15 protein-coding genes are annotated in these 14737 nt (G+C 56.1%); 10 read left to right on the forward strand and 5 right to left on the reverse strand.

What is annotated here, in order from left to right:
- Nucleotides 1–10 precede the first annotated feature (10 nt).
- Nucleotides 11–1108, reverse strand: a complete 1098-nt coding sequence (locus tag ACR0AZ_RS06020; RefSeq protein ID WP_480667007.1) for a DUF6456 domain-containing protein — start codon at nt 1106–1108, stop codon at nt 11–13.
- A 240-nt stretch (nt 1109–1348) separates the two neighbouring features.
- Here ACR0AZ_RS06020 and ACR0AZ_RS06025 point away from each other — a divergent pair, with 240 nt between their 5' ends.
- On the forward strand, nt 1349–1648 hold the full coding sequence (locus ACR0AZ_RS06025) for a DUF6477 family protein (protein ID WP_480469983.1): 300 nt from the start codon (nt 1349–1351) through the stop codon (nt 1646–1648).
- Here ACR0AZ_RS06025 and ACR0AZ_RS06030 read toward each other — a convergent pair whose 3' ends face one another.
- Together ACR0AZ_RS06030 and ACR0AZ_RS06035 are read right to left on the reverse strand one after the other, a co-directional pair.
- Nucleotides 1649–3193 carry a trimethylamine methyltransferase family protein gene (locus ACR0AZ_RS06030; RefSeq protein WP_480469984.1) on the reverse strand — a complete coding sequence of 515 codons (1545 nt, stop codon included), beginning with the start codon at nt 3191–3193 and terminating at the stop codon, nt 1649–1651. It abuts the gene before it with no gap.
- A 135-nt stretch (nt 3194–3328) separates the two neighbouring features.
- On the reverse strand, nt 3329–3769 hold the full coding sequence (locus ACR0AZ_RS06035) for a GNAT family N-acetyltransferase (RefSeq protein ID WP_480667009.1): 441 nt from the start codon (nt 3767–3769) through the stop codon (nt 3329–3331).
- A gap of 70 nt (nt 3770–3839) precedes the next feature.
- Here ACR0AZ_RS06035 and guaA point away from each other — a divergent pair, with 70 nt between their 5' ends.
- The 9 genes from guaA to ACR0AZ_RS06080 all read left to right on the forward strand — a co-directional run bounded on the left by guaA (nt 3840) and on the right by ACR0AZ_RS06080 (nt 13143).
- Entirely contained in the window at nt 3840–5399 is a 1560-nt protein-coding gene (gene guaA, locus ACR0AZ_RS06040) for a glutamine-hydrolyzing GMP synthase (RefSeq protein ID WP_480469986.1), read from the forward strand.
- Nucleotides 5400–5494: 95 nt separating this feature from the next.
- Nucleotides 5495–6400 (forward strand): DMT family transporter, encoded by a 906-nt coding sequence (locus tag ACR0AZ_RS06045; RefSeq protein WP_480469987.1) that lies wholly within the window; start codon nt 5495–5497, stop codon nt 6398–6400.
- Between the two features lie 118 nt (nt 6401–6518).
- On the forward strand, nt 6519–7736 hold the full coding sequence (locus ACR0AZ_RS06050) for an OmpP1/FadL family transporter (protein ID WP_480469988.1): 1218 nt from the start codon (nt 6519–6521) through the stop codon (nt 7734–7736).
- A gap of 96 nt (nt 7737–7832) precedes the next feature.
- Nucleotides 7833–8729, forward strand: coding sequence for a DMT family transporter (locus ACR0AZ_RS06055; protein WP_480667010.1), 897 nt, complete (start codon nt 7833–7835; stop codon nt 8727–8729).
- A 49-nt stretch (nt 8730–8778) separates the two neighbouring features.
- Nucleotides 8779–9651 (forward strand): ATPase, encoded by an 873-nt coding sequence (locus tag ACR0AZ_RS06060; RefSeq protein ID WP_480667141.1) that lies wholly within the window; start codon nt 8779–8781, stop codon nt 9649–9651.
- Between the two features lie 38 nt (nt 9652–9689).
- On the forward strand, nt 9690–10607 hold the full coding sequence (gene metA / locus ACR0AZ_RS06065; RefSeq protein ID WP_480667011.1) for a homoserine O-acetyltransferase MetA: 918 nt from the start codon (nt 9690–9692) through the stop codon (nt 10605–10607).
- A 22-nt stretch (nt 10608–10629) separates the two neighbouring features.
- Nucleotides 10630–11550 (forward strand): alpha/beta fold hydrolase, encoded by a 921-nt coding sequence (locus tag ACR0AZ_RS06070; RefSeq protein ID WP_480667012.1) that lies wholly within the window; start codon nt 10630–10632, stop codon nt 11548–11550.
- A gap of 49 nt (nt 11551–11599) precedes the next feature.
- On the forward strand, nt 11600–12469 hold the full coding sequence (ppk2, locus tag ACR0AZ_RS06075) for a polyphosphate kinase 2 (RefSeq protein ID WP_480667013.1): 870 nt from the start codon (nt 11600–11602) through the stop codon (nt 12467–12469).
- 59 nt (nt 12470–12528) lie between these two features.
- Nucleotides 12529–13143: a TetR/AcrR family transcriptional regulator gene (locus ACR0AZ_RS06080; protein WP_480469993.1), complete on the forward strand. Its 615-nt coding sequence runs from the start codon at nt 12529–12531 to the stop codon at nt 13141–13143.
- 4 nt (nt 13144–13147) lie between these two features.
- Here the strand turns inward: ACR0AZ_RS06080 and ACR0AZ_RS06085 are convergent, their stop codons facing one another.
- Entirely contained in the window at nt 13148–14206 is a 1059-nt protein-coding gene (locus ACR0AZ_RS06085) for an adenylate/guanylate cyclase domain-containing protein (RefSeq protein ID WP_480469994.1), read from the reverse strand.
- On the reverse strand, nt 14203–14571 hold the full coding sequence (locus ACR0AZ_RS06090; RefSeq protein ID WP_480469995.1) for a group I truncated hemoglobin: 369 nt from the start codon (nt 14569–14571) through the stop codon (nt 14203–14205). The genes ACR0AZ_RS06085 and ACR0AZ_RS06090 overlap by 4 nt, the downstream gene beginning before the upstream one ends.
- Nucleotides 14572–14737: the final 166 nt, after the last annotated feature.

Consider the following 14737-nt stretch of genomic DNA (forward strand, 5'->3'; position numbering starts at 1 on the left):
TATCTATATATCAACCGATCATGCGGTCACGTTCAGTCTGCTCTTCATAATGCCGCTTGAGCCGCTGCAGGGCGATGCGCAGTACAATCTTGCCCGACCGCGCCGACCAGCCCATGCGCTTTTCTGCGAGCTCTAACCCCTCAAGATAACAGCAGCAACGCAGTGTAACATCGCTGAGCCCCGGCCCCAGGTCCGACAAAGCACGCGCCACACGATCGCGCGCACCGGACGACCCCCGTCCGATAGGCGCATCCACGGTGAAATCTCCTCGGCCACCACCGGTCAGGAAACGATCCCAGTTCTGCGTGACCTGAGGCCCGATTTGCGCAAGTTCGAAATCCTCGCGCAAGCGTTCACCTGCACCGACGAGTGTTTCATCAAGAAACGGCTTTCCGTCCCGGTCCCGTCGACGCGCAAGGGCGATCAACGGGCTTTCGGTCGTGCTATAGCGGGCTCGTGCCGACGCCTTGGGCTGAAATTTCGCTCCCGCTCCAACGGTCTTAAACGGAGCTTGCGCTTCGGCCATGCCGAACTCACTCTGCGCGCGGGCACGATTTTCGGAATCGGCCAGCAGATGGCTCAGCGCCGAGCGGCCCGACGTTGTAATCCGGTACCGTGAAATTCGCCCCGGATTGTCGCATGATATCCAATCTTTCAACGCCAGGGCTTGCGCGATCTTGCAGTCAACGACAGCTGTTCGGGTCGTTCCACAATCCCCACTATCGCGCACTACAATCGCCTTATCCATATTCTCTGCCGCGGCCAGCACCGCACCAGATTCACATAGTCGGCGCAGCACCCGCAGCGCTTCGCGTTCGAACGCATCATCTTTTGGCTCATCAGATGGATAATCGGGGGCAGGATACCGGGCCGAGGCCTCTTTCATAGGGGCGAAATGGGTCTGCGCCAATGATCGCAACGCAGCATCGACCAGCGGGTCGTCACGGCGCATCTCAACACGGCGAATTTGTCTCAAGATGGTCGACGCATGGCATCCCGCCGCCCGGGCGATATCCCGAATGGACCGGCCCGACTCGGTATGGTCAAGATATCGTTGCGCCCCTTCAGGGACCCAGGTCGGTACGTTGAAAGCCACGCTGTTTTCCATAGTTCAATGCCCTCGTCGACAAAACAAACTGACAGTTTTCGCCGTCGGATTCTTAGTTAACCAAATCTAACTAGAGTCGCTTTCGTTACTCGTTCGTTAATCACAGACGGCACGGAGCAGAATTGATTCAAAAAGATAAACAGTCATGAAACCATCGTTCGGAGGGAGCTTAAACAAGGCAACACCCGCTTAAGTTGTGCGACATCTTTGGCGTCAGAACAAAAACGAAGGAACGCTGCCGTGCAGGACCTGATGACCATGATCGCCACACTCCGCCGCCCACGCTTGCTAAGCCGAGCCGCGAAAATCGGAGCAAAGGACTATAATCGAGACCGGCACTTGCAACGCGTTTTGGGCTATGGGTCGATACCCAGCACAGGGTCGGCGTTGATCCGCCTCATGGAATTGGAGCGGGAGCTTGATCTGCAAAGGCAGGAAGATGACGCAGCCTATTCTCTGGTGCGTCATCTGGATATTTTGATCGCTCTGATCGGCGAGGCACAGCTGTATCAGGCCAGCCGTGCCACGCGGTATCAGTGATCAGGTGAAGGCATCCGGCATGGACGCCTTTTTCTCAGCGACATAGGCATCAAGCGCGGCCTTCACATCGGGATCGAGCTGCGGCTGCTGGTAATTGGCCAACAGATGCTCGACCCGTGCCGAGGCAAGCGTCCGTGTATCGCGGGCGCCCTCTTCTTCCCAGGTCTCGAACGGCTTGTAATCCAGCAGATCGGTCTTCCAGAACGCCTCTTTGAAGTTCGCTTGTGTATGCGCGCAGCCCAGATAGTGGCCACCGGGTCCGACCTCTTGGATCGCATCCATAGCCTGCGCATTTTCGTCATAGGCCACACCTTTGGCCAGACCGTGCAAGACACCCAGTTGGTCGGCATCCATGACGAATTTCTCAAAATCCGCCACCAGACCACCTTCAAGCCAACCGCAAGAGTGCAGCATGAAGTTCACGCCCGACATCAGACCCATGTTCAGCGAATTCGCGGTCTCATACGCGGCCTGCGCGTCCGGCAATTTCGAGCCGCAGAAAGAACCGGCCGAGCGATAGGGCAGTCCCAGTCGCCGCGCCAATTGGCCTGCACCATAGGTCACGTGCGAGGCTTCGGGAGTCCCGAAGGTCGGCGCGCCCGAGTTCATGTCGATCGACGATACAAACGCACCGAAGATCACCGGAGCACCCGGGCGGATGATCTGGCTATAAGCCACACCAGCCATGACCTCGGCCAGCACCTGCGTCAGGGTCCCGGCCACCGAAACCGGCGCCATCGCACCGCCCACGATAAAGGGCGAGATGATGCAGGCCTGATTGTTCTTCGCATAAACCTCCAGCGAGCCCATCATCACATCGTCGAACGTCATCGGCGAGTTGATGTTGGTCAGCGAGGTCATCACCGTGTTGTTCTGCACGAATTCCTTACCGAAAAGAATCTCGCACATCTCAACCGAATCCTGTGCCCGGCTGGGATCGGTGACCGAGCCCATGAACGGCTTGTCCGACAGGGTCATATGCGCCATCAACATGTCCAGATGGCGCTTGTTCACCGGGATATCGGTCGGCTCGCACACCGTGCCGCCCGAATGGTGCAGCCATTTGGACATATAGGCGAGTTTCACGAATTTGTTGAAATCGTCCATGGTCGCATAGCGGCGACCGCCTTGCGCATCGCGCACGAACGGAGGGCCATAGACCGGGGCCAGAACCATATTGCGACCGCCAATGACCACCGATTTCTCGGGGTTGCGGGCGTGCTGGGTGAACTCGCTGGGGGCGGTCTTGATCAATTCGCGCGCCAGACCGCGCGGCAGTCGCACACGCTCTCCCTCGACATCGGCACCGGCATCTTTCCAACGTTCCAGCGCAGCCGGATTGTCGACAAAGTTGACCCCAACTTCGGCCAATATGGTCTCTGCGTTGGCTTCGATGATCTGCAACGCTTCTTCGTTGAGAACCTCGAAATTGGGAATGTTGCGTTCGATGTATTTCGCGGTTTCGATCTTGACCGCCGTGCGCTCAGCCCGACGGGCGGCACCACCGCCACCCCGTGCCCTGCGCCGGGTGTTTGCCTCTGCCATTGAGAAAATCCCGTGATTGGTTGGTTTGGTAAATTAGTTACATGAACGGCAATCACCGCCGCAGGTAGTTTACGGCGCAATAGGGGTAAAAGCGACATGAACCGCCGCTGATCGCGGCCCTGCTGAGTTTGGCCCCTACGTCACTTTTTTCTGCATCACGACCGAGTTTCCCGAGGTTTGGACCTCATGCCAGCCCAGATGCGTATACATCGCACGCGTCGCATGCATCAGCCGATGGGTCCGCAAACGGAGAATCGAAATCCCCGCCTCAGCCGCCCTGAGTTCCGCGACCGCAAGCAGCTGTCGCGCGACGCCCTTGCCCTGCGCCTCTGGCGAAACGGCAAGGTTAAAAATCATCATCGCATCCGCCTGCTGATCAAAGACAATGACGCCCAAAAGACGCCCAGCTTCTTCAGCAACAACAACCTGATGCGCCGCAATTTCTTCGGCGACCCCGCTCGTTACATCGGGCAGATCGGTGATGTCACGCATTGCCGGTGCATAGGCGTCTGCGATACAGGCCCGTATCGCTTTGGCGTCGCCGTCTTCGGCAGTCCTGAGCTTTAGGGTCGTCATATGTCAGCCTCCTTGCTCAATTGACGTCATTGCGCTTGCACAAGCAAGGCTTGCGACCTAATAGCCAGTCATGACCCAAGACACCCACGACCGCCTTCTGATCATCGACTTCGGCAGCCAGGTAACCCAGCTGATCGCCCGTCGCCTGCGCGAGCTGAACGTCTATTGCGAAATCCACCCTTATCAAAGCGTGACGATGGACTTTGTCCGGGAAATGGCCCCCAAGGCCGTGATCTTCTCGGGCGGGCCGGACAGTGTCACGCGCGAAGGATCGCCCCGCGCCCCGCAAGAGATCTTTGATTACGGCGTTCCGATCCTGGGCATCTGCTATGGCCAGCAGGTGATGATGCACCAGTTGGGCGGCAAGGTCGAAAGCGGACATGGCACCGCCGAATTTGGCCGCGCCTTCGTGACCCCGCAAAGCAAGCTCGATATCCTTGATGGTTGGTTCGCGGACGGCGATGAGCAGGTCTGGATGAGCCATGGCGACCATGTCAGCGAAATCGCCCCGGGCTTTGAGGTGTTTGGCACCTCACCGAACGCCCCCTTTGCGATCACCGCCGATCCCGCGCGTCATTTCTATGCCGTGCAGTTTCACCCCGAAGTGCATCACACACCCAAGGGCGCCAAACTATATGAGAACTTTGTCAAACTGGCAGGGTTCACCGGCGACTGGACCATGGGCGCCTATCGCGAAGAGATGATCCGCAAAATTCGCGAGCAGGTCGGGGACAAGAAAGTTATTTGTGGCCTTTCGGGCGGCGTCGACAGCTCGGTCGCGGCGATCCTGATCCACGAGGCGATTGGCGATCAGCTGACCTGCGTGTTTGTCGACCATGGCCTGCTGCGCAAGAACGAGGCCGCCGAGGTCGTTGGCATGTTCCGCGACAACTATAATATCCAGTTGATCCATGCAGATGAAAGCGACCTGTTCCTGGGCGAGTTGGACGGGCAAAGCGACCCGGAAACCAAGCGCAAGATCATCGGCAAACTGTTCATAGACGTGTTCCAGAAACATGCCGATACCATCGACGGTGCCGAGTTTCTGGCGCAGGGCACACTGTACCCCGACGTCATCGAATCTGTCTCGTTCTCGGGCGGTCCTTCGGTAACCATCAAGTCCCACCACAATGTCGGCGGCCTGCCTGAAAAGATGGGCCTCAAACTGGTTGAACCACTGCGCGAACTGTTCAAGGACGAAGTGCGCGCCCTGGGCCGTGAACTGGGCCTGCCGCAAAGCTTTATCGGTCGCCACCCCTTCCCCGGACCCGGCCTGGCCATCCGCTGCCCAGGCGAAATCACGCGCGAAAAGCTTGAGATTCTGCGCGAGGCGGATGCGATCTATATCGACCAGATTCGCAAGCACGGCCTGTATGACGAGATCTGGCAGGCCTTCGTGGCCATCCTGCCCGTGCGCACCGTCGGCGTGATGGGCGACGGGCGCACATATGACTATGCCTGCGCCCTGCGCGCGGTGACCTCGGTCGATGGCATGACGGCGGATTACTACTCGTTCAGCCACGAATTTCTGGGTGAGACCGCCACGCGCATCATCAACGAGGTCAAGGGCATCAACCGATGCACTTACGACATCACCTCAAAACCACCCGGAACCATCGAGTGGGAATGAGCGAAAAGCCGGGTCACAGCCCGGCTTTTTATTTTGCAATCCCGGACAAATCGCCCTTTAGTCAGCGTGTTATACCCCGAAACGGCATTTAAGCGATGGATGAGAGCAAAACGCAGATCGGCAAAGCCGCGCTCTGGATGACCGGGGCGATTGCCTCGTTTTCCTCCATGGCTGTGGCGGGCCGAGAACTAAGCCTGGTGCACGACACGTTCGAGATCATGTTCTACCGCAGTCTCGTCGGTATCTGCGTAGTTGCGCTGGTACTGAGCGTGACACGCAAGTGGCATCAGGTCACAACCAAACGTCTGGGGCTACATGGCGCACGAAACCTGCTGCATTTTATTGGACAGAACCTTTGGTTCTACGCCGTCGCTGTCATCCCCTTGGCGCAGGTCTTCGCCCTTGAATTCACAAACCCGATTTGGGTCATCCTGCTGTCCCCGTTGTTTTTAGGAGAACGCCTGACTGCCACGCGTGTGACAGCAGCGTTCATAGGGTTTGCAGGCATCCTCATCGTGGCACGACCGGGCGTGACCTCGATCAGCCCGGGCGTTATTGCAGCCGCCCTGTCTGCAATCTTCTTTGCCCTAACCAACATCTCGACCAAATCCCTGACGCGCATTGCCAGCATCGGCTGCATCATGTTCTGGCTGACAGTCATGCAGGCGGCGCTTGGCCTCATCGCCTCGGGGTTTGACGGTGACATTGCGCTGCCCTCGTTCAACACCGCCCCTTATCTGCTGCTGATCGGGTTGGCGGGATTGCTGGCGCATTACTGCATCACCAATGCATTGGCGATCGCTCCGGCGACGGTCGTCGTGCCATTCGATTTTGCCCGCCTCCCGACCATCGCGATTATAGGTATGATCCTCTATCAGGAGCCGCTGGATCACTGGACACTGCTGGGTGCTGTGGTGATATTCTCAGGCATCTTCCTGAATGTTTGGTCCGAGAATCGTGCCAATTTGGCAACACACGCTCACCGTGCCGACGCGGACTAACGCTCCGTCACCGGTTGACCTTATTTTAAGTATTAAGACAGTAACACCCGGTAACGAAGCCGGGTGTGCATGTGAGGGTGCATCTAACAGGCAAATGGACAGAGTTAGGGAGGAATAAATGAAAAAAGCGCTGTTCAAGGCGTGTGCGCTGTGTGTCGGGGCCACAGCTGTGCAAGCGGGCGGTCTTGACCGAAGCGGTCAGGGTGTCAACATTTTGTTCGAGGAAGGGTCCGTCGCCCAATTCCGACTTGGTTATACCAACCCAAGCGTAAGTGGCTCGATGGAGGACCGGATTACCGGCAGCCCGACATTCGGCGAAACCATCGATTCTGGTAATGTCGCAAACGACTTCTTTACACCGCATCTTGCCTATAAGACATCTCTGACTGAAAGACTCGACTTCGCTCTGGTCTACGACCAACCTTTTGGCGCCGATATCGACTACTCAGCAGATTATCCGCTGTCTCAGAACGTGCTGTCCGGCTTTCCTGGAGGAAGCACAGACGTGCTGCGAGCGAAGGCAGACACAGATGCTGTCACCGCGCTACTGCGGTACAAGTTGGACAGCGGATTCAGCGTAATCGGTGGCGTTCGGGCGCAGCGCTTGAAAGCAAGCGTTTCGGTACCGATCGCGGGCGCAGGCACCACGCCGCCGCAAGGCGGATACCGCGTCGAAACCGACGATGAAATCGACTTTGGATATGTTGTCGGCGTCGCTTGGGAACGACCTGACATAGCAGCCCGTGTAGCCTTGACCTATAACTCGAAGATCACACACGATCTGTCGCAAACCGAAGCGAACGATTTCATCAACGGATTCATTCCACCCGGAATTCCGACGATAGGTCGTACAAGCGCCGACTCGACAACCGAAGTCGTAACGCCTCAATCCGTCAACCTCGACTTTCAGACGGGCGTCGCCCCGAAAACGCTGCTGTTCGGGTCGGTCCGCTGGGTTGACTGGCCGCAGACAGTTTATGCTCCGCCGGTTTACGAAGGTCTGACCGGGATCAATCTGGTCGATTATGAAGAAGCCACGTGGACCTACTCGCTTGGCCTTGGCTACCAGTTCTCAGAACAGTTTTCAGGCGCAGTGACGTTGGGCTACGAAAGCTCGCAAGGTAACTCGGTTTCGAATTTGGGCCCGACAGACGGGTTCTGGAGCATCGGCCTAGGCGGCACCTACTCCTTCGAGAAAGCTCAACTTTCGGGCGGTGTACGCTATACGGATATCGGTGATGCGACCGCAAATGGAACCGGCCCGGACAACCGCGCGACCTTTACTGGCAACAGCGCCTGGAGCGTCGGCTTCCAGATCACATATTCTCTGGACTGATACAGCCAGAAAACCAACTGCAAAGCCCCGCCATTCGGCGGGGCTTTTTCGCATGTTTCGGGTCGATCACTTGTCAGAGAGATGCCAGAACAGGCCATGGCTATTCAGAAATCACTCTCTCCTCGCGCATGGGCCGAACTGATCCTACTCGGAGTAATCTGGGGCGGATCCTTTCTGTCGATCCGCATCGCGTTGGATACGATCCCATTCGTAACGTCCGTATTTCATCGTGTCTTCTGGGCTTCTCTTGCGCTTTGGATCGTCATCTGGTTGCAAAAGCAGACCATTCCCCGCGATCCACGCATCTGGGGCGCATTTCTGGTGATGGGAATTCTGAACAATGTGTTGCCCTTCTCTCTTATGGCCTGGGGCCAGCTTCATGTCGAAGTCGGGCTGACCTCAATTCTGAACGCCACGACAGCCGTCTTTGGTGTTCTGCTTGCCGCCCTTTTCTTTCGTGATGAACGCCTGACCAAGACACGCTTGCTGGGGGTCGTGCTGGGTTTTCTGGGCGTTTCAATTACAATCGGCCTCAATCAGTTTCATACCTTCAATCTGGGCAATCTTGGGCAACTGGCCATTTTGTTCGGCACATTTTCCTACGCCCTGGCCGCAGTCTGGGCCCGCAAGCAACTGGGCGATCTCTCTCCGCAGATCGCTGCCGCAGGAATGCTGACGACCTCAACCCTCATCATGCTGCCGGTCACGCTAATGGTAGACGGTGCCCCTACCCTTGCGCTCCCCGCGGTGACATGGATCGCCATCGCATATTACGCATTGGTGGCTACGGCGGGTGCCTATCTGCTTTACTATCGCGTGCTCCAACAAGGGGGCAGCGGCAATGTATTGCTGGTAACCTTGATCATCCCGCCGGTCTCAATCTTGCTTGGCGCTCTGGTCAGGGACGAGGCCCTGCCCACGCGCGCCTTCGTTGGTTTCGCTATCTTGGCACTAGGGCTGCTAATCCTCAGCCAATCCCGCAGACGCGATTGACGCCGCCAACCGCCCGATTTAGCTAATGCAAAACAAGGGACGGCGGATGATGATCTATAGCTCGGCAAAAGACTGGCGCGAAGCTGAACGGAAAAAAGTGCTGTTCTTCGGCATGTCCGGGCTGGGCAAATCCTATGTCTCGAACACTCTGCGTGAAGCCGGGGACTGGTTCCACTATTCCATCGATTATCGCATCGGCACCCGCTACATGGGCGAATACATCACCGACAATGCCAAAGCCGAAGCAATGAAGGTTCCATTTCTGCGTGAACTGCTGTTGTCAGACTCGATCTATATCGGATCGAATATCAGCTTTGAAAACCTGACGCCGGTATCGACCTATCTGGGCAAACCCGGCAACTCGGAACTGGGTGGCCTTGAAATCTCTGAATATCAGCAGCGACAGGAGCAATTCCGGCTGGCCGAGATCCACGCCCTGCTGGACACCAAGTACTTCATCGAACGCGCCAAACGCCTTTATCATTATCCGCACTTCATCTGCGATACCGGAGGCTCGATCTGCGAATGGGTCGAACCCGACGATCCCAATGATCAGATCCTCAGCGAACTTTCCAGCCAGACCCTGATGATCTGGATCAAGGGCGACGACGCGCATACCGAAGAGCTGATCCGCCGCTTTGACAAAGCCCCTAAACCTATGTCCTATCAGGCCGAGTTTCTGGCTCGCGTATGGGCCGAGTATTTGGCCCTCAACGATTGTTCCGGGGTTGAGGTCGATCCAGACGCCTTCATCCGCTGGACCTATGCCCAAGCTTTGGCGCATCGGCAGCCGCGATATGCGGCCATGGCGCGCAACTGGGGCGTCACAATCGAAGCCGACGACATCGCCAAGGTGCGCGACAGCGGTGATTTCGATGAGTTGATCGAGCGCACTCTTGAGACCCGCGCCAACCCCACCTAAGTTCCAGACTTCTTTCGCAGTTTCAGCAGCGTGACCATATGCCTATCAAAATACCCTCAGACCTGCCCGCCTTTGACGTCCTGACCAATGAGGGCGTCATGGTCATGGCCGAGGATCAGGCAGCACGTCAGGATATACGACCATTGCGTATTGGTCTGTTGAACCTGATGCCCAAGAAGATTCAGACGGAAAATCAATTTGCGCGTCTGATCGGTGCGACCCCCTTGCAGATCGAACTGTCTTTGATCCGCATGACCGAGCATAAGACCAAGAACACCGCCGCTGCGCATATGGCCGAGTTCTATCACCCCTTTCAGGAGGTGAAGGATCAGAAGTTCGACGGTCTGATCATCACCGGCGCTCCGATCGAGCATCTGGAATTTCCCGATGTCACCTATTGGGAAGAGATGTGCGAAGTCTTAGATTGGTCTCAGACCAACGTGCATTCGACCTTTGGCGTCTGCTGGGGCGGAATGGCAATGATCAACCATTTCCACGGCGTCAAGAAACACATGCTGGATGCCAAGGCCTTTGGTTGCTTCCGTCACCGGAACCTTGCATCCGCATCACCATATCTGCGTGGATTTTCCGACGATTGCGTCATTCCTGTCAGCCGCTGGACCGAGATGCGACAGGATGAGATCGATGCAGCGCAGGGTCTGACCACCCTACTGGGAAGCGACGACGTAGGCCCTTGCCTGGTCGAAGACCCCGAACATCGCGCGCTCTATATCTTCAATCATTTTGAGTATGACAGCGACACACTCAAGCAGGAATATGATCGTGACGTGGCCAACGGCACGCCGATCAACGTACCGATCAACTATTATCCCGATGACGATCCAAGCCAGGATCCGCAGAACCGATGGCGCAGTCACGCGCATCTGCTGTATGGCAACTGGATCAACTCCATCTACCAGACAACCCCGTTCGATCTGACCAAAATTGGCCAGTAAACTTCTCATATCCCTTTGTGTCGTGGCCGCAGGTCTTGCAGCAGCGACTGCTTGGCGCGGCGCCCAACGGGAAGCGCGGGCCGAAACCTCGTTTCCACCAGAAGGGCAAATCGTCGAAGTTGACGGGGTTGCGGTGCATGCCGTGGTCATGGGCGAAGGCCCGGACGTCGTATTGATACACGGCTCCAGCGGCAATACTCGAGATATGACCTTTGCACTGGCCCCGATTCTGGCTGAGAATTATCGCGTCATCGTCTTTGACAGACCTGGCCTTGGGTATTCCGATAGCTTTAATCCCAGCGGCGAAACAATTGTAGAGCAAGCAGAAATATTGCAACGCGCCGCAGCACAGCTTGGCGCAGAAAAGCCCATTGTTGCCGGACAAAGTTATGGCGGATCGGTTTCTCTGGCATGGGCTGTGACTCAGCCAGAAAGCATCTCCGCACTCGTCCTGATCGCCCCGGCCGCCATCCCATGGGAGACACCGCTTGACGCTTTCAACACCATTGGCGCGACTTCGGTCGGGAATGCGCTGGCTCTGCCCTTGATTTCCGCCTATGTACCAGATTGGTATGTCACCAAGGCTTTGGATAAGGTTTTTGCACCCCAGAAGGCTCCGGAGGGCTATGCCGAGCATTTCGGTCCAGGCTTGACGATGCGCCGCGCGTCAATGCACGCAAACGCGAAACAGCGTGCAAACCTGTTGGATGAAGTGACCGAGCTTCAACCGCGTTATGGCGAAATATCGGTTCCGACGGAAATCGTCCACGGCACCGCGGATGATACCGTTGGTCTAAGCTGGCATTCCCAGCGTCTGATCGAACAAATCCCAAGCGCCGAACTTATCGAGTTGGATGGAATCGGCCACATGCCACAAGTCGTTGCCGCCCCCGAAGTCGCAGCCGCTATAGACCGCGCTGCCGAACGCGCGGGTTTGCGTTAGGGCGATCCGTAATCCATAGTAAGATATGGATTTTATGGCGAGGCTGCACATGACCCGAACAGATCAAGGCGCTATCGAAAGTTACTTCCGAAATGAAGCGCCGAAAGAGGTTCGAGCCGCCATCGAATACTCCGGGAAAGGCGACATCCTGAACCCGTCCTACCCATATTCCGACAAGATGAAGGGAAAGGATTACAATGAACAGATGGATGCGCTTCAGATCGAACTGGTAAAGATGCAATCTTGGGTCAAAGCGACGGATCAGCGGGTTGCAATCCTGTTTGAAGGCCGGGATGCTGCAGGAAAAGGCGGGACAATCAAACGGTTCCGGAAAAATCTTAATCCACGCGGAGCACGCAACGTGGCGCTCAGCAAGCCTTCGGATGCGGAGCGCAGTCAGTGGTATTTTCAACGTTATATCTCTCACCTACCCTCAGCGGGTGAAATCGTGTTCTTCGATCGAAGCTGGTACAACCGGGGTGTCGTTGAAAACGTTTTCGGCTTTTGCACCACAGACGAACGTGAGAGGTTTTTTCGCCAGGTTATTCCATTGGAGAACGGGTTACGAAATGACGGCATTCACATGTTCAAGTTCTGGCTGAATGTCGGGCGCGCTGAGCAGTTGAACCGGTTCCTCGCCCGCGAGACTGACCCGCTGAAACAATGGAAGCTCAGTCCGATTGACGTGGCCGGGTTAAGCAAATGGGATGAATACAGCCAGTCGATTTCAGAGACGCTCACGCGCAGTCATTCCGACGACTGTCCTTGGACGATCATCCGATCAGATGACAAGAAACGTGCGCGACTGGCGGCTATTCGCACTGTGCTAAGCGCTCTGGAGTATGATGGAAAAGACCCAGAAGTGGTTGGCATTCCAGATGACAAGATTAGTGGCGGCCCGGACATCTGGGATGCTTGAACGCGCTGGTTCCGGGCACAGCCCATACATATATAAGAAAAAACGCGCCTGAGGCCGGGATGACAAAACGCGGATATCACCACGGGAACCTGAAACAAGCACTGATCGAAGCGGCCTTGTCGCTGATCGAGCAGAAAGGCCCAACCGGTTTCACCCTATCAGAAGCTGCCAAGACTGCCGGCGTCACACCAGCCGCCGTTTACCGGCACTATGAAGGGCGCGAGGACCTGATCGCCGAGGCTGCCCGACAAGGGTTCGAGATGTTCGCGGACCTGATGCAGTTCGCCTATGATAAAGGGCAACCCTCGGCACTAGCCGCATTTGAGGCAACGGGCCGCGCCTATCTGGCCTTTGCTCGCAAGCACCCCGGGCATTACATTGCGATGTTTGAAAGCGGAATTTCGGTCAATCGGACGCCAGAGCTCGCCCTTGCAGCCAACCGGGCGAAAAGCGTGCTCGAAAAGGCAGCAAGCGATCTTTCGCAGCATATCCCACCCGAAAAGCGCCCGCCTGCGTCGATGTTCAGCGCGCATATCTGGGCGATGAGTCATGGAGTGGTTGAACTTTTCGCGCGCAATACAGGCGCAAGCTCTCCGTTTCCGCCCGAGGACCTTCTGGAGACCGGAATCGGCATCTATCTGCGCGGTCTGGGGCTGGTGGATCAGGACGACTAAAGCGTCAGAACACCCGGCTAGGCTTAGGCGTGTTCAGGCGTGATGTAACGTTGATCAGATCCATATGCCCCATACCCTTGATATCGACCGGCCCGATATCAGTGATCTGGAATTCATCGATCAGCGCGTATTTCATCTCTTCCGGTGCTACGATCCGCATCGGATTGGCAAAGACCTGCAGACGAGACGCAATATTCACCGCCGGGCCGAAAACATCATAGACGTATTTCTGAATCCCTACGACCGAGCCCACAGCAGGCCCCATCCCCAACCCGATCCGAGCCTGCCATTTATGCGGATGGCTTTCATTGCGACGCTCAAGATACCGTAGGAACCGAACCGCGCAATGAGCGACTGCGGTCGCATGGTCCGGGGTCTCATCCGGCATTCCGGAAACGGCCAGATAAGCATCACCGATGGTTTTGATCCGCTCGCAACCAAACTGTTCGACGATACGATCGAAGGCTGTGAAAATATCGTTCAACTCGCTCAGCGTGACCGTCGGATCGGTCTTGGCCGCGAAATCAGTGAAACCCACGAAATCGAGCATTACCACCGATACTTGGTCAAACAATTGAGGGGTAACAACGCCGAAGGTCTTGAATTCTTCATAGACCGCTTTCGGCATAAGGTTCAGCAGCAACCGTTCAACGCGCTCTTTCTCGCGCTCCAGCTCACGCGTGTTCCGCTCGACCATTGTCGAATAGCTGTCGATCATGCTTTCCAATTCGCGGATTCGGGTGATGTTCTGGCACTCAACCACCAGAACCTGTTCATCCAACCCATTGGCGAGAGAGACTGTCGTGGCAAAGATTAGCGTCCGGCGCTTGGGCTTAATCTGCAGTTCCACTGAATAGCGCAGGCCGGATTGCTTTACGTCCTCAAGCTCTTTTCGATCCAGGCTGGGCAAAATATCCAATAAGGTCTGCCCTTCCTCGGGCGTTCCAAACCATTCGGCAAACGGCCCGTTATGGAACACAAAGGTCAAATCCGAAGCGCGCAGCACCGCGACGCCGACACCAATCGCACGCAGCAAATGTTCGTTGATGGCAAGAATGCTCATGCAGCGTTCCGAGCAACGATAATTGACCGTTTGCTCTCAATCGCGTCCAGTGCGACGTTTATGTCTGGCTCTGACATACCGTGCATCGCCAACGCTTCGCTAAACAGCGCAGCCATTTCGTCGAAATCCGCATGCGTGATCTTCAGATGCCGATGAACCGCTTCTATCCGGTCATCGCTAAACGAAGCCGGGCCTCCGACCAACGATGAGACGAATTTTGTCTGATGATCAATCAGACGCGGCATGTCGATGTCGTCGAAATAGTCCCCGATTTCATCGGATTCCAACGCCATTTCATAGAATGACATTACAATGCGGCTGATGGTTTTGAAGCCACCATACTTTTCATAGATCGTCTGACTCACAACACAAAACCGAATGATTATTGGCAATAACACTAGAAGGTTATATCAAACTGACAGTTTTGTTAACTTTTTTGAACCAAGGCTGACGATAGCGTGTTGAAAATATCGCCAACATATATTCTGCGGCAAATTCTGATCGTCGATTAGACGAAAGAAAAACACGCAG

It is taken from the genome of Ruegeria sp. BE3 (genome assembly GCF_056538865.1).

What these genes read in the sequence shown, in the direction of transcription:
- ACR0AZ_RS06085 (WP_480469994.1), bottom strand. Translation starts at nt 14,206, where the DNA reads ATGAGCATTCTTGCCATCAACGAACATTTGCTGCGTGCGATTGGTGTC.
- ACR0AZ_RS06080 (WP_480469993.1), top strand. Translation starts at nt 12,529, where the DNA reads ATGACAAAACGCGGATATCACCACGGGAACCTGAAACAAGCACTGATC.
- ACR0AZ_RS06030 (WP_480469984.1), bottom strand. Translation starts at nt 3,193, where the DNA reads ATGGCAGAGGCAAACACCCGGCGCAGGGCACGGGGTGGCGGTGGTGCC.
- ACR0AZ_RS06055 (WP_480667010.1), top strand. Translation starts at nt 7,833, where the DNA reads ATGGCTATTCAGAAATCACTCTCTCCTCGCGCATGGGCCGAACTGATC.
- ACR0AZ_RS06035 (WP_480667009.1), bottom strand. Translation starts at nt 3,769, where the DNA reads ATGACGACCCTAAAGCTCAGGACTGCCGAAGACGGCGACGCCAAAGCG.
- guaA (WP_480469986.1), top strand. Translation starts at nt 3,840, where the DNA reads ATGACCCAAGACACCCACGACCGCCTTCTGATCATCGACTTCGGCAGC.
- metA (WP_480667011.1), top strand. Translation starts at nt 9,690, where the DNA reads ATGCCTATCAAAATACCCTCAGACCTGCCCGCCTTTGACGTCCTGACC.
- ACR0AZ_RS06050 (WP_480469988.1), top strand. Translation starts at nt 6,519, where the DNA reads ATGAAAAAAGCGCTGTTCAAGGCGTGTGCGCTGTGTGTCGGGGCCACA.
- ACR0AZ_RS06045 (WP_480469987.1), top strand. Translation starts at nt 5,495, where the DNA reads ATGGATGAGAGCAAAACGCAGATCGGCAAAGCCGCGCTCTGGATGACC.
- ACR0AZ_RS06060 (WP_480667141.1), top strand. Translation starts at nt 8,779, where the DNA reads ATGATCTATAGCTCGGCAAAAGACTGGCGCGAAGCTGAACGGAAAAAA.
- ACR0AZ_RS06020 (WP_480667007.1), bottom strand. Translation starts at nt 1,108, where the DNA reads ATGGAAAACAGCGTGGCTTTCAACGTACCGACCTGGGTCCCTGAAGGG.
- ppk2 (WP_480667013.1), top strand. Translation starts at nt 11,600, where the DNA reads ATGACCCGAACAGATCAAGGCGCTATCGAAAGTTACTTCCGAAATGAA.